This window comes from Pseudoalteromonas sp. APC 3355, assembly GCF_030407615.1.
GTDB lineage: Bacteria > Pseudomonadota > Gammaproteobacteria > Enterobacterales > Alteromonadaceae > Pseudoalteromonas > Pseudoalteromonas distincta.
Genome location: NZ_JASDDB010000008.1, coordinates 94797 through 112122 on the forward strand (window position 1 = coordinate 94797; position 17326 = coordinate 112122).

19 protein-coding genes and 1 tRNA gene are annotated in these 17326 nt (G+C 38.7%); 12 read left to right on the forward strand and 8 right to left on the reverse strand.

All coding sequences use genetic code 11. The annotated features are described in order from the left end of the window. Window positions 1-122 precede the first annotated feature (122 nt). Complete coding sequence (locus QMA08_RS11800; RefSeq protein WP_182671447.1) at window positions 123-932, forward strand: transporter substrate-binding domain-containing protein; 810 nt, start codon at window positions 123-125, stop codon at window positions 930-932. 53 nt (window positions 933-985) lie between these two features. Here QMA08_RS11800 and suhB read toward each other — a convergent pair whose 3' ends face one another. After that, on the reverse strand, window positions 986-1789 hold the full coding sequence (gene suhB, locus QMA08_RS11805) for an inositol-1-monophosphatase (RefSeq protein ID WP_002957826.1): 804 nt from the start codon (window positions 1787-1789) through the stop codon (window positions 986-988). 243 nt (window positions 1790-2032) lie between these two features. Between suhB and QMA08_RS11810 the strand changes: the two genes are divergently transcribed. Further along, a complete protein-coding gene (locus QMA08_RS11810; RefSeq protein ID WP_290174571.1) occupies window positions 2033-2449 on the forward strand; it encodes a VOC family protein in 417 nt (138 codons plus the stop codon). Window positions 2450-2487: 38 nt separating this feature from the next. Here the strand turns inward: QMA08_RS11810 and QMA08_RS11815 are convergent, their stop codons facing one another. Further along, window positions 2488-3156: a LiaF domain-containing protein gene (locus tag QMA08_RS11815; RefSeq protein ID WP_039488234.1), complete on the reverse strand. Its 669-nt coding sequence runs from the start codon at window positions 3154-3156 to the stop codon at window positions 2488-2490. Between the two features lie 328 nt (window positions 3157-3484). Between QMA08_RS11815 and QMA08_RS11820 the strand changes: the two genes are divergently transcribed. The 4 genes from QMA08_RS11820 to QMA08_RS11835 all read left to right on the forward strand — a co-directional run bounded on the left by QMA08_RS11820 (window position 3485) and on the right by QMA08_RS11835 (window position 5477). Then, window positions 3485-4051 carry a BON domain-containing protein gene (locus tag QMA08_RS11820; RefSeq protein WP_024597541.1) on the forward strand — a complete coding sequence of 189 codons (567 nt, stop codon included), beginning with the start codon at window positions 3485-3487 and terminating at the stop codon, window positions 4049-4051. Between the two features lie 72 nt (window positions 4052-4123). Further along, on the forward strand, window positions 4124-4282 hold the full coding sequence (locus QMA08_RS11825) for a YqaE/Pmp3 family membrane protein (protein ID WP_002957822.1): 159 nt from the start codon (window positions 4124-4126) through the stop codon (window positions 4280-4282). Between the two features lie 386 nt (window positions 4283-4668). After that, entirely contained in the window at window positions 4669-5148 is a 480-nt protein-coding gene (locus QMA08_RS11830) for a hypothetical protein (protein ID WP_200220344.1), read from the forward strand. Window positions 5149-5400: 252 nt separating this feature from the next. Continuing rightward, window positions 5401-5477 (forward strand) — tRNA-Ile (locus tag QMA08_RS11835). A gap of 310 nt (window positions 5478-5787) precedes the next feature. Here the strand turns inward: QMA08_RS11835 and QMA08_RS11840 are convergent. Next, on the reverse strand, window positions 5788-6117 hold the full coding sequence (locus tag QMA08_RS11840) for a 5-carboxymethyl-2-hydroxymuconate Delta-isomerase (protein ID WP_002957818.1): 330 nt from the start codon (window positions 6115-6117) through the stop codon (window positions 5788-5790). Between the two features lie 207 nt (window positions 6118-6324). On the opposite strand from QMA08_RS11840, the gene QMA08_RS11845 reads away from it, so the two are divergent. The 6 genes from QMA08_RS11845 to QMA08_RS11870 all read left to right on the forward strand — a co-directional run bounded on the left by QMA08_RS11845 (window position 6325) and on the right by QMA08_RS11870 (window position 11363). Continuing rightward, entirely contained in the window at window positions 6325-6810 is a 486-nt protein-coding gene (locus QMA08_RS11845; protein ID WP_002957817.1) for a CreA family protein, read from the forward strand. Between the two features lie 47 nt (window positions 6811-6857). Next, the gene (locus tag QMA08_RS11850) at window positions 6858-7631 is read left to right on the forward strand and encodes a hypothetical protein (protein ID WP_290174572.1); all 774 of its coding nucleotides are present in this window, start codon (window positions 6858-6860) and stop codon (window positions 7629-7631) included. An 11-nt stretch (window positions 7632-7642) separates the two neighbouring features. Continuing rightward, window positions 7643-8281 carry a LysE family transporter gene (locus tag QMA08_RS11855; protein WP_290174573.1) on the forward strand — a complete coding sequence of 213 codons (639 nt, stop codon included), beginning with the start codon at window positions 7643-7645 and terminating at the stop codon, window positions 8279-8281. 27 nt (window positions 8282-8308) lie between these two features. Next, on the forward strand, window positions 8309-8803 hold the full coding sequence (locus QMA08_RS11860; protein WP_039488239.1) for a gamma-glutamylcyclotransferase family protein: 495 nt from the start codon (window positions 8309-8311) through the stop codon (window positions 8801-8803). Window positions 8804-8818: 15 nt separating this feature from the next. Beyond that, window positions 8819-10360, forward strand: coding sequence for a serine hydrolase (locus QMA08_RS11865; RefSeq protein WP_290174574.1), 1542 nt, complete (start codon window positions 8819-8821; stop codon window positions 10358-10360). 85 nt (window positions 10361-10445) lie between these two features. Continuing rightward, complete coding sequence (locus tag QMA08_RS11870) at window positions 10446-11363, forward strand: histone deacetylase family protein (RefSeq protein WP_290174575.1); 918 nt, start codon at window positions 10446-10448, stop codon at window positions 11361-11363. Window positions 11364-11376: 13 nt separating this feature from the next. Here QMA08_RS11870 and QMA08_RS11875 read toward each other — a convergent pair whose 3' ends face one another. The 5 genes from QMA08_RS11875 to QMA08_RS11895 form a co-directional block, all read right to left on the reverse strand. Beyond that, entirely contained in the window at window positions 11377-11670 is a 294-nt protein-coding gene (locus QMA08_RS11875; RefSeq protein WP_002957811.1) for a hypothetical protein, read from the reverse strand. A 6-nt stretch (window positions 11671-11676) separates the two neighbouring features. Next, complete coding sequence (locus tag QMA08_RS11880; RefSeq protein ID WP_024597548.1) at window positions 11677-12486, reverse strand: DUF2797 domain-containing protein; 810 nt, start codon at window positions 12484-12486, stop codon at window positions 11677-11679. Between the two features lie 22 nt (window positions 12487-12508). Then, complete coding sequence (locus QMA08_RS11885) at window positions 12509-15049, reverse strand: EAL domain-containing protein (protein WP_290174576.1); 2541 nt, start codon at window positions 15047-15049, stop codon at window positions 12509-12511. A 112-nt stretch (window positions 15050-15161) separates the two neighbouring features. Next, window positions 15162-16445, reverse strand: coding sequence for a phosphoribosylamine--glycine ligase (gene purD / locus QMA08_RS11890; protein WP_024590607.1), 1284 nt, complete (start codon window positions 16443-16445; stop codon window positions 15162-15164). A gap of 15 nt (window positions 16446-16460) precedes the next feature. Continuing rightward, window positions 16461-17282 carry a class I SAM-dependent methyltransferase gene (locus QMA08_RS11895; protein WP_002957806.1) on the reverse strand — a complete coding sequence of 274 codons (822 nt, stop codon included), beginning with the start codon at window positions 17280-17282 and terminating at the stop codon, window positions 16461-16463. Between the last annotated feature and the right edge of the window lie 44 nt (window positions 17283-17326).

Below are 17326 nucleotides of genomic sequence, written 5' to 3' on the forward strand. Positions count from 1 at the left end.
ACAGTTACATAATATCGCCATCTTTTATTTAGGCGCTGGAAGCTGTTTAGCTTAAATAACGCGATAATTTAAACTATCAATAATAACTATTAAAACTACCGATAATAACTAGGGTGATAATTATGTTGCCATTAAAGTATTTGATTAACGTAGTAAGTTTGTTTGTATGCAGCGCTTTAGCGAGTGAGGTAAATATCGTAAATGTAGCGCAGGAGCAGCGTGTGCAATATGCTCGTGATGACTACCTTAACGAGCTATTAGAAAAAGCATTGGTGAGCGCACAATACCCTGCAGAGATTAACCCCGTTTTAATTCATCCCCATCAACAACGTACTTTAATAGCACTAGATACAAAAAATTTAGATTTATACTGGAGTATGAGCAGCCCCGAAAGAGAGTCTTTAGCTATTGCGATTAAAATCCCATTATTTAAAGGCTACATAGGTAAAAGGGCACTATTAACAAGTAAGAACAGCATTGCTAGATTTAAAGGTATTACTAGCTTAGAGCAGTTAGGTCGGCTTTCTGCGGTGCAAGGTCATGATTGGCCTGATACAAAAATAATGGCGTTTAATGGCCTGCATATAAGGCCGTTTGCAAATTATCAGGCTATGTTTGCCTTAACAAGTGCAGGGCGTATTGATTACTTCCCACGTTCATTTATCGAGGTTAATTCAGAGCTAGCGGCAAATAAACAAAGTAACCTAGTGATAGTACCTAATTTATATATGAGTTATCCGACAGGGTTTTATTATTTTGTATCAAATAGTAAGCCAGAGCTTGCAGTGGCAATTAAAAAAGGGCTTGAGATAATGCAAAAAAATGGCGAGTTTGATGCTTTATTTGATGAATATTTCGCAAAAGATTTAAACTCGTTACCCTACGAAAAAGGTAAAACAGTAGAGTTGAAGCTAGATAACCCTTATTTTTAGGCACAAAAAAAGGAGCCAGGGCTCCTTTTTAGTATGCTATTAGTAGCATTTAATTAGCGAAGTAACGACTCAGTTAATACTGGACGAATTTCACGAATAATTGCTTGAGTCAGTTTTGGTGAACCACAGATAATATTGCCGCTGTGGTTATAGTTATTACCACCGGCAAAATCTACAACCATACCGCCCGCTTCTTTAACCATTAGTTCGCCCGCAGCAGAGTTCCAAGGTTTTAAACCAATTTCAAAAAATCCATCAACACGGCCAGCTGCAACGTATGCCATATCTAAAGCAGAACAACCTGCACGGCGAATATCAGCAGTATGTACAAATAATGCTTTAAACGCTTCAGTGTATGCATCCATGTGGTTTTTGTTTTTGAAAGGGAAACCAGTAGCAAGTACAGTGCCTGCAAGAACCGTAGTTTTGCTAACGCGTAGACGTTTACTGTTTAACTGAGTGCCTTGACCGCGAGATGCAGTGAAAAGCTCACCACGAATTGGATCATAAATAACAGCTTGGTCTAAACGACCTTTAACTTTAAGTGCGATAGAAACCGCGTAATGAGGGATACCTTTGATGAAGTTAGTTGTTCCATCAATAGGATCTACAATCCATTGGTAATCATCATCCTTGCCTTTATGCTCACCTAGTTCTTCACCAACAATTGAGTGAGTAGGGTAAGACTGTAAAATAGTGTCACGAATTACGGCTTCGGCTTCTTTATCAATGTTAGTTACTAAGTCGTTAGCGCCTTTTTGTTGCACTTCAACTTTTGATAAATCTTCACTTGCGCGAAGTAAAATTTTGCCTGCGTTGCGCGCAGCGCGAACCGCAATGTTTAACATTGGATGCATGGTATTACCTTTGGGTTGTAAAAGAACGTTTATATATTTCAGCCGGCGTATTTTAGCGACTTTTGCCATAAAGTAAACAATAAACCCCAAATACTTGTGTTTGTTTTTTATACAAGATTGAAAAGTTTATATATTTTTAAAAAATAATTATCTGCATTTAAATAAATTAATTTTAAATAACACTTTACCTAAAGTTAACTTGAGGTTTTATCGTACTCCTAACTTAACTGATAGGATAACATTATGTATTTAGAGCACGTAAACTTAGTCGCGAATGATATAGATAGTATGCTTACATTTTATCGCGCTGTATTTCCACATTGGTCGATTAGAAGTGAAGGCAGAGGTGACTGGCATGGAAAACCAAGACGCTGGGTACACTTTGGAGATGACACGCATTACATTGCGATAAGCAGTCATGGTGAAGGTGAAAACAGAAACTTATCGGGCCATCAAATTGGTTTTGCACACTTTGCTTATGTAACTAATAATTTAAGCGCAGTAGTAATGCGCTTAAATAAAGCGGGTTTTACTCTAAGCAAGCAAGGTAGCGAGAACCCATTTAGGAAAAACGTCTACTTTATTGATCCTGCAGGGTTTGAAGTTGAGTTTGTAGAGTATTTAAGTGATATACCAAGCGAGCGAAATAACGATTTATAATAAAATACCAAGCAGCACGCTAAAGTGCTGCTACTCAATTATAGTGAGCGGTTATTATTACCCGTGCCAAACTGGGTTTTTAGCTCATTTGCAAAGCTTATAAATTTTTCTTTAATTGTGCGCTTTATTTTCACCTCAACCGAGCCCATTACTGCCTTTCCTTCAATATGAATTGTAGGGCCTTGGCGTTTGTTAAGCGACACAGATTTATTTTCAAGGCTACTTAAAATACAAAACATTTTAGACACTACATTGACATGCTCTGGTACGTAAATTTCATCGCTACCAAAAATACAGTTAACGTGAATAGTTACATTTTGATGCGCAAAAATAGCATCGGTAAAATCAAGCACCACCGATCCCATAAAGTTACTCAAATATATATTTTTTGGCACAACCCACTGACCACTTCGCTCGTTAGATCCTAAAATACTGCGTAATGTAAAATCATCATCACTGTTTTGCTGTGCACTATAATGTGGTGTAAATTGCGATTGTTTTTCTGCTTTATATTGCTGATCGGTATTAAGTGTTAAGTCTTCTACTAAGGCTAGCAGTGCTTCGTTATTAGGTGCATCCATCGCATTATCTAAACGTCTTTCGAATGCATCAACAGAAATAACACCATGACTGTAATTATAAATTAATTGATCAATCACTTGTTCGCGTACTTGCTCTATTGGGCGGTCTTCAACTTTTACAGACATGAGTTATTCCTTCTTATATTTAATATTGATACTGCTCTTGTAGTTAAGCTGCAAACCGCGTACCAAATATAATTTCATTAATTATCAATTGGTTATTTTTTAACGGTGTTTTTTGTTTTGTTATATTAACGATAGATTAACCAAAAGAGCAATTATCTAGCTATTTTCACTATTTGAGAAAGTTTTACCGAGTAGCCTGTAAATAGTTACACAAACATAGATAAGGTTTTCTCTTTTAATTAATTCAAGCTATTGAATTTAAAGTATAAATAAAGTTGGCCTGAAGCTCGCATTAGTTAAAGTGTCTTTAATCAAAAGGAGAAAGATTATGAAAACATTTAACAAATCTATTATCGCAGCTCTAGTTCTTGGTACTACGGCTATGGGTGCCCAAGCAAACAGCTGGGAAAACGAAAGTAAAGATGCTTGGATTGATGGTAAGGCAGAAACCGTTCTACTTATGAACACTAATCTAAACAACTTTGACATTAACACTGATGTAAAAAATGGCAAGGTAGTACTTACAGGTAAAGTTAATAGCGAACTTGATAAAGAGCTAGCAGAAGAACTTGTACTTAGCCTAGATGGTGTAACTGATGTTGATAACAGCCTTACAGTTGTTAAAAGCATGGACACCGAAGATAAAAGCAACGACATGATGGACGATGATGATAACGACCTAACGGACGCTAAAATCACCACTGTAATCACAACTCGCTTCCTGTTTGACTCAGAAGTAGGTGGTACAGACATTGATGTTGATACCGACAACGGTGTGGTAACTCTGAATGGCTCTGTAGAGTCTGAAGCTGAAAAGCAACTAGCAGTTAAAATTGCTAAAAATGCTGAAGATGTTCGCGACGTAGTCGATAAACTAGCTATTGTTGCTGAATAATACAGTATAATTAAGGCCCAGTAATGCTGGGCTTTAAGTCTTTTCAATGTTTAATTTAAATGGAGTTTAGTCATGGATATTATTCGTATAATACTTTCGGTTTTATTACCGCCATTAGGTGTGTTTTTGCAAGTTGGCTTAGGGATGCATTTTTGGTTAAATATTCTATTAACACTGCTAGGTTATTTCCCAGGGTTAATACATGCAATCTACATTATTGCGAAAAAATAATGACAGATTATATATTGTGCAAGCCGACTACTGAGGTTTAGCTAAATACTTCAGTACCGATCGGCTCACAATATTAGTTTTTAGAGAGTTTTTAGATTAAATCCAATTTTTAACACTCTTCAACCCATTAATTCACTTCCTTAACTCACTCCCAATATTATTTTAAAACTATACTTATTGTTTACTAATAAGCTTTCCAGCTAACAGTCGCGCTCAGATTCTGACTTGATGCCATTTAGGAAATCTTCAACATTAGTGTGTTTATACATCTACAATATACAATCAAATACTTTATTATTTAGTGACAATATTACCTTCACTTCTAGTGTTATCATTAAACTAGGTTTTAGGCATATTGAGGTAGTTAATTGAATATTCGACTTATAATGTCAGGCGTTGTGTCTTTCGTTTTTTATTTTAGTTGGGCCTACTGGGCAAATAGCGCGGCAGACATTGCTAAATCGGTTACGCTTCAAGCTGCATTAGTGCAAGGTTTGTATAGTGGATTTGTAACGCTGTTTTTTACCTTTATTTTAGAAAAGGTCGTCAACAAGTATAAGTTTAGTTATGTAACGCTTGCGTTCGTAACTCCAATTATTTGTATGTTTCATTCTAAAACACCACAAAACGTAGCAATACGACAAAGCTTCAATAATGCAATTAACTCTAGCGCCTCGTATTTAAGTAACAAAAAAATAGCAGGTGTACTTTTTGCGCCTATTATTCCGATTACTGTTCAATCGAGCTTAGTGATTATGGTGAATGTAATTAATCAGACACCTAATTTGGCACTGACAGTAGCCCCAAGCATATTTTTTACAGCCTTATATGCCTATACATATATGTTAGCTTTGCTTAAAAAGTAGAGGGTTAAATATAAAAGACTATATGGGATAGGGGTTTTTATAATTTAATGCAGTGAATAGCACGGTAAATATCTTACATTTTATGTTTATTCCCACTTAAAAGATTACTATTTAAGCAGTTAGCTTGTTGATTGTTAAAATAAAGGTTTTTGGTAGTGACAAGCACCTAAAAAGTTTTTATACTGCAACCCGCTTTAGTCGCTCTGTGACTGAACGCTTCAAAAATTAACTGCCTGGCAGTTATATAAAGTTGGCCCCTTAGCTCAGTTGGTTAGAGCACACGACTCATAATCGTTAGGTCCCCAGTTCGAGTCTGGGAGGGGCCACCACTTTTACAAACTTTCCAAGTAAATACCTATCCAAATTATTTAAAGCTACATTAATTTAATATTATGTAATTTTTATTCTTTAGTTATCCCCAATAATAAACGTAATCTAAATAAAGTTAATCCATAGATTAAGCTAAGTCTTCTTAAATTTGGAATAGTGCGAATGCACTATTAAATTCCAGCATTAGGTCAGATGCTTTGCTTTATAAGTGACAGTGATCAGCATTTAATTTCAGAAGACAAAAAAGCCCCTATTGGGGCTTTTTACTTACTAGTGTTTACTTTTATTGCTCAAAACTACAAGAGTTAACTAATTTTTACGGTATATCTCATGCTCAATATCGTAAATATTTACGCTTAGACTGTCTGATGCTCTGCAATATGTTTTTAAACATGAAAGTAGCAGTTCGCTTAACATTTGTTTTTGCTCAATTGAGCGTCCTGCCAAAATATGTACCGCGATATGTATAAACCCTGATTTTCCTGCGCCAAGTTGATATTGCTGATAAGCAATAGCACGTGTTTTTATGGTTTCTAATTCAAATAAGTTACTTTCAAAAGCGGTTGTATGAATTTTTTCTACCAGTACTTGAGGTAAAACGGGGAGGTCTTCTGAGTGTTCAATAATAATGTGCGGCATTTAGGCGTTTCCTATTATGAGTTACTGCATGAGCGAGAGGTAATTGTATCAAATACAAGAGGGGTCGCTAAACCCTGAGCTATCTAAAATCTTTACTTTAAACTAATTTAGTCGTATTTATTTTTGATGTTAGTATAAAAACAAACAGGTGAACCTTCGCTTAGTAACTTATCTACTAAGTTACCTATATATTGATTAAGGATAAGTATGAAATTACCACAAAAATTTAAACGTTTAGCTTTACTTGCAGGTGCAATTGTTACGTTAAGTGCTTGCTCTGACGATGTTGCGTCGGTAAGCCTTGGGTTATTTACAACTAAAGATGTTGTGGTGAATTCGCAGCAAGATCCTATTGTTGAGGGCGTTACTTGTCATATTAGTCATATAGAGGCTAATTTAGATTTTTCAGATCCCTCTGATATGTCTATAGCATGTCGTCAAACGGGGCCTATTACAGCGCAGCAGCTACAAAAAATAGACCGTAGCAAATCGGGCGAGGTGATCTTTAAATCATCTAAAAGTATATTATTTAAATCACTAAAAGTGCGTCGTATTTACGATGCTGAAAATCGTACTTTATTGTACTTATCGTACTCAACTAAAGAGTCCAGTGGAAGCCACCACCATGCGCTATCAACAGTGCCGCTATACAATACTCAAGCGTGGGACTGGGCGCTTACACAAAAAGACTAAGTTAGCACCTACGTAAGCACCTAAACTAAAACCTAAAAGAGCACACTATGTTAGCTTTATTTAAATCAAAGCCATTATTAGAGCAGCAAGAACAGCAATGGCTTATTGATACATTTATTTGGGCTGTAGAAAACTTTGATGCTGAGTTTTTTACAAAGCACACTCAAATAATACTGCCAACGGCTACTTTTTTCCCTGATTCGGTATCGAGCATTGAAGAAATGGCGAGTAATGTTTTTAACCGCGTTACTAATTACGCGGGTATGAACGCATGGCCTATCCAACTAGTTGCACCGCAGCAATTACAACCGCAAGTTTTTCCACACTTTGAATTTAGCAATGAAATACGTGGCGAAGGCAGCCATCTAATTGTGCCGCCAAGCCATACGATTAATATTTCTTTTAATCCTAACCAGATTAATCAGCCACAAGATTTAGTGGCAAGTTATGCAGGTACTCTGGCCACCATACTTATTCATCACGTTGGGGTGCTACCGCCAGGTGGTAGGGAGTATTTACCACAAGCAGTTGATGCACTTGCTTGTTTTTTAGGGTTTGGTGTGATGATGAGTAATACGGTGTATCAGTTTAAAGGCGGGTGTGGCTCTTGCTATAACCCATACGCTAACCGTGAAGCTAAGTTAAGTGAAACGCATACGGTATTTATGCATGCCCTAATTAGTTACTTTAAAAACGATAAGGTGTCTAAAAAGCACTTAAAGCCGCATTTACGTGGTCAGTTTAAAAAAGCACAAAAAGAAATTAAAGCATTGGTAGATAATTCGGCCAACCCGCTGTTATTAGCTTATTCGCCAAACTAGCAAGGATTTGCGTGGAATACTTAGATGAATTTTTACTGATTGTTATTGCTCATTTTTTTGCAGTAGCAAGCCCAGGGCCCGACTTTGCCGTAGTACTTAAGCAAAGTGTGCAACAAGGAAGGCGCAATGCATTGTGGACAAGCGCCGGTGTTGGCGCTGCTATTTTACTGCACGTTGCCTATTGCGTTTTAGGTGTTGCGCTTATTTTAACGCAATCGCCTAGTTTATTTATGGCGCTTAAGTACCTTGCTGGTGCATATTTAGCTTACTTAGGCGTACAAGCTCTTAGAGCTACAAAACCGCCTGCAAGTAATGAAGGCGAGGCTGTAAAAGATGTTGAAAACAAAACCGTTCAAGAGGAACCCGTTTGGGTGGCTTTTAGGCGCGGCTTTTTCACCAATGCATTAAACCCAAAAGCCACGTTATTTTTTATGTCGTTATTTACACTCGTGATTAGCCCAACAACACCTACTAGCATACAGGTCGGCTACGGCGTGTACATGGCATTGGCTACTTGGGCGTGGTTTTCAATGCTTTCAATGATGCTTTCTCGCGATAATGTAAGGGGCTTTTTCCAACAACGCGGTTATTGGTTTGACCGTGGAATTGGCATTATCTTAATTGCACTTGCATTACGTGTTGTTATTTAACTTATTCAAAAAGCGCAGGAGATAAAAATGCCGCTATATAATTTTTCGTTTGGTTCTAATATGTCATCTAATCGTTTGTTAGCGCGCTTGCCCAATGTAAAGCGTGTAGGAACTGCGGTACTTAAAGGCTACGAGCTTACTTTTGATATGCTATTTAAAGATGGCTCAGGTAAATGCAGTATTTGTCCAAGCGATAAAGAAGATGCATTGGTTTACGGCGTTATTTATGAGCTCAATGAAGAAGAAAAAGCTATTTTAGACAGTATTGAAGGGCCAGGTTACGATTGTGTAGATATAGCCCCAACGCTTTTAACGGGTGAGACTGTAGCCGCACATTGTTATATAGCTAATACCCATGACAGCGATGTACTCCCATATGATTGGTACATAAAACACGTTCATCGCGGTTCACTTGAAGCGGGCGTACCAAAAGAATACAGTGATGCCATATTAAATCGCGCACAAAAAAGCGACACCAATCAAGAGCGCGCAGCAATTGAATTTGCAGTTCATCAAAAATAATAAAATAGGATTGATATGAAATTAACCAAACTTGCCGCAATTGCACTATTAGCAGGCTCTACGTTTAGCAGCTGGGCACAAGTTGATACCAACAAAATTGACGACGTAATTAAAGCGTCAATGGCACGTTTTGACGTACCCGGTATGGCAGTTGCCATTGTTGAAAACGATAAAGTAATATTTGCTAAAGGCTTTGGTGTAACTAATCTCGATACCAACAAAAAAGTAAACAAAGACACTTTATTTGGTATTGCTTCAAACACAAAAGCATTCACTACTGCGGCACTGGCAAAGTTGGTTGATGAAGGTAAATTAAGCTGGGATGACCGCGTAATTGATCATTTACCAGAGTTTAGATTGTACGACTCGTACGTAACACGCGAAATGCGTATTCGTGACTTATTAAGCCATCGCAGTGGGCTTGGGCTTGGGCAAGGCGATTTAATGATTTGGCCAAGTACCGATAAATCAGTTGATGAAATTTTAGCGGGATTACAGTATTTAAAACCAGCGAGCAGCTTTCGTAGTAAGTACGCTTATAACAACTTGATGTTTGTTACCGCTGGTGAAGTGGTTGCACGTGTGTCGGGTATGAGCTGGAACGATTACATCGAAAAAAATATATTACAGCCGCTGCACATGGATAACTCACGCGCGGGCTTTTCACGTATTCCTAAAAGTAATAAAAACTGGGCGACAGGTCATATCCCTATGGATGGCACGCTTCATCCATTTTTTGTGAACTACCTTGAGGACTTTAGAGGCGCAGGCGCCATTGCTTCAAGTGTAAGCGATATGAGTCAATGGCTACGTACGCAATTAGCAGGCGGTAAAATGCCAAGTGGCGAGCAGCTATTTAGTGAAAAGCAACAAGCGCAAATGTGGCACCCACATATTACGTCTATGACGTCTAAAAGTGCGTTTGAATCGTATCATCAGCAGTTTAGGGGTTATGGGTTAGGCTGGAGTATTGAAGACTACCACGGCTTTAAAAAGCTAGGTCACGGCGGTGGTATTTTGGGAATGGTATCGCAAGTTACTTTATTGCCTGAGAAAAACCTCGGTATTGTTATTTTATCTAATCAACAAGCTTTTGGTGCACTTTCGGCAGTAACCCATGAAGTGCTTGAAGATGCACTTGAACTTGAAGATAAAGACTGGGTAGAAGATTTAGCTAAAAGTCATTTTGAAGGCAAGCAACAAGCGTATGCTAATGCAAAACCAGAAGCCCCCGCTGACTACCAACCACAATTACCAAATATTAATTACACCGGAACATTGCACGATGACTGGTACGGCGATGTAATTATTGAGCAGTTAGATGGTAAATTACGCATTGATTTTACGCACACTAAACGCTTGAAAGGCACTCTTGAGCATTACACTGGTAATACATTTATTGTTAAGTGGGATGAAAAATTACTAGAAGCAGATGCGTTTATTCGTTTTGAAATGAGCTCACAAAATCGTGTAAACAGTGCCAAAATGCGCGCGGTATCAACACAAGTGACCGACTTTAGCTTTGACTTTAGAAACCTACATTTAAAAGCAAAATAGCTAATATTGATATAAACCAAAGTCGCAAAGCCACCCATCGGTGGCTTTGCTATATTAAGTTTTTACACCTTGTAAGGGACTTTTTATGCGTACCGCTGTTATTTCTCATCCTCATTGCCGTAAGCATAAAATGATAGACGACCACCCCGAGTGCCCAGAACGTCTAGATGCCATAACCGATAGATTACTTGCCAGCGGCGTAGATGTTGGCTTAACACACCTCCAAGCACCCAAGGCCGAGCGTGAGCATTATTTACTTGCTCACGATGAAGCTTTACTTAAACACGTAGAAAATACGCTACCAACAGAAGGGCTCGCTAATTTAGATGGCGATACGTGGCTGTGCCCCGATTCGTTTAAAGCGATTGAGCGGGCAGTAGGTGCAGGATTGTTAGCGGTTGATGAAATACTTGCCGATAAACTCGATGCTGCTTTTTGCTCAGTGCGCCCGCCAGGGCATCACGCTAATAAAAACTCATCATCTGGGTTTTGTGTGTTTAATAACTTAGCTATTGCTGTTAAGTACGCACAAAGCAAAGGGGTTAAGCGCATTGCTATTGCGGATTTTGATGTACACCACGGTAATGGCACGCAAGATATTTTTATTGATGACGAAAATGTACTGCTTTGTTCGTTATTTCAGTATCCGTTTTATCCAAATACAGCGATTAAAAATAATAGTCATATAGTTAATTCACCTCTGCCAATTGCCAGTAATGGCGACGATTTAAAAGAGGTGTTTGCTCAGCAATGGCTACCAAAATTAAAAGCGTTTAAACCTGAATTACTTTTTATAAGCGCAGGGTTCGATGCTCACCTAGAAGATGATATGGCAAGCTTAAAGTTTGTAGAGGATGACTATATTTGGCTTACCGAGCAACTATGTGGTGTTGCTAAAGAGGGCGGTTGTAAAGGGGTTATTTCGTATTTAGAAGGTGGCTATGCGCTATCAGCTTTAGGTCGCAGTGCTGTAGCGCATATAAAAGTGCTTACTGAGGTTTAAATAAAGAGAGTGTTTATAGCCCTAGTAAATCAAACGCCTGCGCAGTACTTAGGGTTTTGATTTTACCAAGGCAGCATTGCCCTTCATTTAATAAGTAAGCTGTAACAAGCTGTGCTAGTTGCTCGCCATTCAATTTAGGGCAAACAGTGCCTTGTAAATTAAGGTAGTCACCTTGCTTGTTAAGTACTCGCACATCGCTTAGCTCACTTTGCGTAACGCTGTGCAAGCACTCTTGTTGCTCTTGTTGGTTATGGGCTATCTCAAGCTCATTATAAATAACCAATAATTGTGGGTAGCTGTTTAACATGGCCCGTTAGCCTACGGTTACTTCATAAGACGTAAATTTACGTATATTAATAACGCCTTTTTCAAAGATTAAGTACTGACCTTTAATACCTTGTAAAACACCACTTACAACAGGGTCTTTATCAAAGTTAAATGAGCTGATTTTTGTTGGGTATTCGGTTACTGGAAAGTTTAAATCAACCACATCTTCATCAAGTTGCTCTATTGCTGTTGCGCCAAATAATTCACTGAGCTCGTTTAGCTTTTCACTAATTTGTGGGATCAGCTCGGCTGCCGCTGCTTTTAAGTCAATTGCGTCGTTTTGACCTTTTAGCATATTGCGCCAATTAGTTTTGTCGGCAATAAATTCAGCCAATGCAACTTCTACTAAACCAGATTGCAGGCGAGTTTGCACTTTAAAAATAGGTAATGCCTGAGTGGCGCCTTGATCAACCCAGCGAGTCGGTATTTGTGTGTGGCGGGTAATACCTACCTTTAAACCTGAGGTATTAGCGAGATATACATAGTGTGGGATCATGCAGTTTTCTTCGCCCCACTGTGGCTCTCGGCAAGTGCCTTGATCATAGTGGCAGGTTTCTGGTTTCATTATGCACATATCGCAACTAGCAAGCTTGCGCATGCATACAAAACAGTGACCTTGAGAATAGCTTTTTTTGGTTTTTTTACCGCAGTTAGAACATAAAATAGTGCCACTAAAGGTAAGCGTAAGCTCCTTACCTATAAATGCATTTAAGTCTACTAAGTGTTCACCTACAGGTAAGTGATATTGTACTGGTTCGGTTAAGCTCGATTTTAGTTTACGCAGTGTGCCTTGCATCTTTACTTGGCCCCTAAAGATGTTAAAAAGAGGAGTCTAACATTTTTAAGCTATATTGGCTTTTTAAGAAGTGTAAATAGTCGGTGTAAGGCAGTGCTTTTGCGTATAAATAACCTTGGGCGGAATCAGCGTTCATATCTTTGAGCAAGTGATGGATTTCTTGGGTTTCTACCCCCTCAATTGTTATTGATAAGTTGAGGTTATGCGCCATATCAATGGCTGTTTGTACAATAACCTGGTGAGTTGGGTTATTAGGTAAATCAAAAACAAATGACTTATCTATTTTAAGTTCACTAAAGTGATAATTAACTAAGTAGCTAAGTGACGCGTAGCCTGTCCCAAAGTCATCCAGTACCACTTTAATACCTAATGCGGTTAACTCATCAACTAACTTTATAAGTGCATCTTGACTATCTACGAAGGCTGATTCGGTTAGTTCAAATTTAAGTAAGTGTGCCGGCACTTGGTATTTAATTAAAATATTTTCTACTTTTTCGGCTAAATTATTTATGGTTAAGTTTTTAGCACTTAAATTTACGCTAATTGTGTGCTCGTTATAGCCATTTTTAGTAAGCTCAACTATGTCTTTACAAGCTTGCTCTATTACCCACAGTGTTAGCTCGTTAATAATACCTGTGTGTTCAGCAAGTATTATTAGCTCTTCAATTGATAAGTTGCTGTAAGTTGGGTCGGGCCAACGTAATAAAGCTTCAGCACCACTTACGTGGTTACTTAATAAGTTTATTTGAGGTTGGTAGTAAAGCGCCAGTTGATTTGTTTTTATGGCTTGCTGCAGCTTAGCGGCTAGAGCAACGTCCATCATCAGATTATTACCGTTTGACGATGACCCAACTTGATTAACGCTACCTTTTGCTTTTTTAAGCGCTAAATAACCACGCTTTAACCAATATTCAAAGTCGTTACTTTTACCTGCACTACTAATACCTATACTGTAACTAAGCTGCAGGTTTAGTCCTTTAATTTCATATTGCTTTGGTAGGCTACTAATTATTTTAGTCAGTAGTGCTTCTAGCATTTCTTGGTTTTGTGTTTTTGTAGAAATACAGGCAAATACACCACTGCTTAAATCGGCTAAGCGAGGACTGGTGTTTAAATCTGTTTCGAGGTTTGTAAATTCACGTTCATGGCTGAGTTCTAATTCAAGCTCTTTGGCTATATGCTTTATAAGTGTGTAGCCCTGAGAAGAGGTAATAATCGTATTGAGTGAATTAAAGTGACGTATTTTTATTAAACACAACGTTGTTGAGCGATTTTGGCTTTGTAGTGCCATAAATGCTTGTTTTAGCTTGGAGCTATTAAGTAATCGTGTTTGTTGTGTATGCGTGGCATGATAAAGCGCACGTTCGCGCTGATACCTTACCCTGTCTGCTAATGCCATCGCCATTAAAATAACTTCACACAAAATAGCGACTAAAAAGGCATGGCGGGTTGCAAAGGTATACGGTAAAACACCAGTGAGTTCCATAGGCTGAATTGCCGCACCAAAAATTAGCGGTATCCATGATAAAACATAAAACTTAGCCCACCTAAAACCACTGCGTAACTTGTTATATATTAAAATAATACAGGTAATATAAAGCAGTACCATTACACCAAAAAATATAGGAGCCGCTATATTTTCAGGAATAAACAAGCTACATACAGCAAGAGTAAACATAAGCCAAAGTAGAGCTATGCTCATTTTGTAACGCCAACATTTATCTTTATGATAGCGCAAAAACATGGTGCAAAAAGCAAGGGTGAAAAAGGCGACCCCATAATTACTAAATACAATTTGTTCGTGAATAAAGAGCTGCCATTGCTTAGGCCATAAATAAAAACCAAAGCCCAATACTGCACCCATTAGTGTAATAGCGCTGACGATGTAGCCAATATAAATTAAATAAACACGGTCTTTTATACCAAAATAAAGCACCAAGTTATAAAGTGCAGCCATCAATAGCACGCCTACAAAAATACCCCAGATCCCAGTTTGAGATCGCACTAAGTCAATAAACTCTTTATCACGATACAAGTTTACAGGTGTTTTACTTATGCCGATTGTGTCTATTTTTATTACTAGGCGTTGTGATGATTTTCTTTCTACTAAAAAGCGAATATGCGGCACGCTGTATTCAAACAAAGAGAGGGCTTCTTCTTTATCGCCGAGTTCGTATGTTTCAACTAGTTTGTTATTTTTATCGAGGCGATAAACCGTAAGGTGATCGACCATAGGGTTGTCAAAATGTGCCACAACATTTTGCTTGTTAAGGCTTTTATTTTCTAAATCAAGAAACAACCAATAATTTTGTTGGCTAAAGCTCCATGGAACATCTGAAAATGGTTGATGAGTAAGTAATTCAGGTTGGTTAATGATGGTATCGAATGTTTTAGTTTTGGTTTCGTCAATATAGTAGGCGTAATCTAGGTACATTGGAGCCGTTTTATCAATTGTATATCGTGTAGGCACGACTAAGTTTGATGCCAATGTACTGATTATAAAAAATATAAAAATCAGTATGGCAACAGCAATTGCATGGTAACGTAAAGTTCTTAGTTCCAACGTTAATTTACTTTTAAAAAACCTTTTAATTAGTGTAGCACTAAAAAAGCGCAGATAAACTGCGCTTTTGTAGTTAAATTAACTGGTTATACCAATGAATAGGTATTACAGGCTATTGCTCGCGTGCAATAGCACGGTAAGCTATATCAGTACGATATTCCATACCATCCCAGCTAATCTGTTTAACAAGCTCATAGGCGCGCTGCTGCGCTTGCGTAACGGTGTTACCAAGTGCTGTTGCGCATAATACGCGACCGCCTGCGGTTACAACGTCATTGCCACTTTGCTTAGTACCCGCATGAAACACTTTTTCACCCGCAGGGTAATCAACTTTTAGCCCCGAAATTGCATCACCTTTAGGGTAATCACCAGGGTAGCCTTTAGCGGCAAGTACAACACCAACTGCAGCGCGTGGGTCAAACTTAATTGTTGTTTTATCAAGTTCTACACGGTTAGCAGCTTCAATCAATTCAACCAAATCTGATTGCAAACGTAGCATCATTGGTTGAGTTTCAGGGTCGCCAAAGCGACAGTTGTACTCAATTACTTTAGGGGTACCTGTTTCGTCAATCATCAAACCTGCGTATAAAAAGCCGGTGTACGGATGGCCTTCGCTTGCCATGCCTTCTACCGTAGGGTAGATCACTTCGTTCATAATACGCTGGTGGATTTCATCCGTAACAACTGGCGCAGGTGAGTATGCACCCATGCCACCCGTGTTAGGACCGGCATCGCCATTGTAAGCGCGTTTATGGTCTTGACTGGTAGCAAATGGTAATACGTTTTTGCCATCAACCATTACAATGAAAGACGCTTCTTCACCGTCTAAAAACTCTTCAATAACAACACGGCTTCCCGCATCGCCAAAAGCATTACCCGCAAGCATATCGCGAATAGCATCTTCGGCATCGGCTTCCGTCATTGCTACAATTACGCCTTTACCTGCAGCTAAACCATCTGCTTTTACAACAATTGGCGCGCCTTTTTCTTTTAAATAAGCAAGGGCAGGGTCAATTTGTTCAAACGTTTGATAATCGCCTGATGGGATATTGTGGCGCGCTAAAAAATCTTTAGTAAACGATTTAGAGCCTTCAAGCTGGGCTGCGCCTGCCGTTGGGCCAAAAATAGCCATGTTATGTTCACGAAACTTATCAACAACACCCAGTACTAACGGTATTTCTGGACCTACAATAGTAAGCTCTACATTGTTTTGCTGTGCAAAACTAAGTAAACCCTCTAAGTCGTCAACGTTTATTGCTACGTTTTCAAGTTTTGGTTCAAGTGCAGTACCTGCATTACCAGGGGCTACAAATACAGTATTTACTTTGGTGTTTTGAGCGGCTTTAAACGCAAGTGCGTGTTCGCGGCCGCCGCTGCCAATGACTAAAACATTCATGGCGAAAATTCCTATTTAAAGCGGTTTCTTAAATTTCAGCGTCATGCGGTCGCTTTCACCAATGGCTTTATATTTGTCAGCATCTTGTTCGCCGAGTCTTAAGCTTGGTGGTAGCGTCCATACACCTTTAGGGTGATCGGCTGTATCTTTTGGATTTGCATTTATTTCACTGCTTGCTACTAATTCAAACCCAGCTTGTTTAGCAAGGTCTACTACGTAGCTCTGCTTCATATAACCTGATGTTTTTTGATCTTCGTCAGCACGTTCTTCAGCTAAACGGTGTTCAACTAAACCTAATGTACCACCTGGTTTAAGGGCTTTATAAAAAGCTTGGAATGCACTTAATGCACCGCTTTTATCTTTGCCCATATACCAGTTATGCACATTACGAAAAGTTAAAACCATATCGGCACTGCCAGCTGGCGCAATATCTAAATGTGTTACAGGTGCAAACTCAGTAATTTTAACGCTACTAAAGCGCTCATCTTCAGCTACTTTTTGTTTAAAGCCCGCAAGAGAGCGTTGGTAGTAGCCAACTGATGAATCAGCAGGAAAGTGCGCGGCATAATAAGTGCCTTGCTCTTTTAGTGCTGGCGCTAAAATTTCACTATACCAACCACCACCGGGTGCAATTTCAACAACTGTCATGGTTGGTTTAAAGCCAAAAAATGCAAGTGTTTGAGCTGGGTGACGATATTCATCACGAGCGCTGTTTTTAGCACTGCGTTCGCTTGATTGAAGTGCATGTTCAAGGCTTGATTCGTGGTTATGGCTAAGCGCCATAGTCGATGTCATTGTTAGTGTGGCTACAAGTAGCGATTTTAACGCAAATTTCATTGTTTGTTCCTTCACATTATAATTTTAAATAGGTTATTGAATAA

Bases quoted from the DNA above. Each gene is read 5' to 3' on its own strand.
- purD (WP_024590607.1), bottom strand. From the start codon at position 16,445: ATGAATGTTTTAGTCATTGGCAGCGGCGGCCGCGAACACGCACTTGCG.
- QMA08_RS11850 (WP_290174572.1), top strand. From the start codon at position 6,858: ATGTTAGCTTTATTTAAATCAAAGCCATTATTAGAGCAGCAAGAACAG.
- suhB (WP_002957826.1), bottom strand. From the start codon at position 1,789: ATGCATCCAATGTTAAACATTGCGGTTCGCGCTGCGCGCAACGCAGGC.
- QMA08_RS11875 (WP_002957811.1), bottom strand. From the start codon at position 11,670: ATGTTAAACAGCTACCCACAATTATTGGTTATTTATAATGAGCTTGAG.
- QMA08_RS11800 (WP_182671447.1), top strand. From the start codon at position 123: ATGTTGCCATTAAAGTATTTGATTAACGTAGTAAGTTTGTTTGTATGC.
- QMA08_RS11820 (WP_024597541.1), top strand. From the start codon at position 3,485: ATGAAAACATTTAACAAATCTATTATCGCAGCTCTAGTTCTTGGTACT.
- QMA08_RS11895 (WP_002957806.1), bottom strand. From the start codon at position 17,282: ATGAAATTTGCGTTAAAATCGCTACTTGTAGCCACACTAACAATGACA.
- QMA08_RS11840 (WP_002957818.1), bottom strand. From the start codon at position 6,117: ATGCCGCACATTATTATTGAACACTCAGAAGACCTCCCCGTTTTACCT.
- QMA08_RS11865 (WP_290174574.1), top strand. From the start codon at position 8,819: ATGAAATTAACCAAACTTGCCGCAATTGCACTATTAGCAGGCTCTACG.
- QMA08_RS11870 (WP_290174575.1), top strand. From the start codon at position 10,446: ATGCGTACCGCTGTTATTTCTCATCCTCATTGCCGTAAGCATAAAATG.
- QMA08_RS11860 (WP_039488239.1), top strand. From the start codon at position 8,309: ATGCCGCTATATAATTTTTCGTTTGGTTCTAATATGTCATCTAATCGT.
- QMA08_RS11830 (WP_200220344.1), top strand. From the start codon at position 4,669: ATGTCAGGCGTTGTGTCTTTCGTTTTTTATTTTAGTTGGGCCTACTGG.
- QMA08_RS11815 (WP_039488234.1), bottom strand. From the start codon at position 3,156: ATGTCTGTAAAAGTTGAAGACCGCCCAATAGAGCAAGTACGCGAACAA.
- QMA08_RS11845 (WP_002957817.1), top strand. From the start codon at position 6,325: ATGAAATTACCACAAAAATTTAAACGTTTAGCTTTACTTGCAGGTGCA.
- QMA08_RS11810 (WP_290174571.1), top strand. From the start codon at position 2,033: ATGTATTTAGAGCACGTAAACTTAGTCGCGAATGATATAGATAGTATG.
- QMA08_RS11825 (WP_002957822.1), top strand. From the start codon at position 4,124: ATGGATATTATTCGTATAATACTTTCGGTTTTATTACCGCCATTAGGT.
- QMA08_RS11880 (WP_024597548.1), bottom strand. From the start codon at position 12,486: ATGCAAGGCACACTGCGTAAACTAAAATCGAGCTTAACCGAACCAGTA.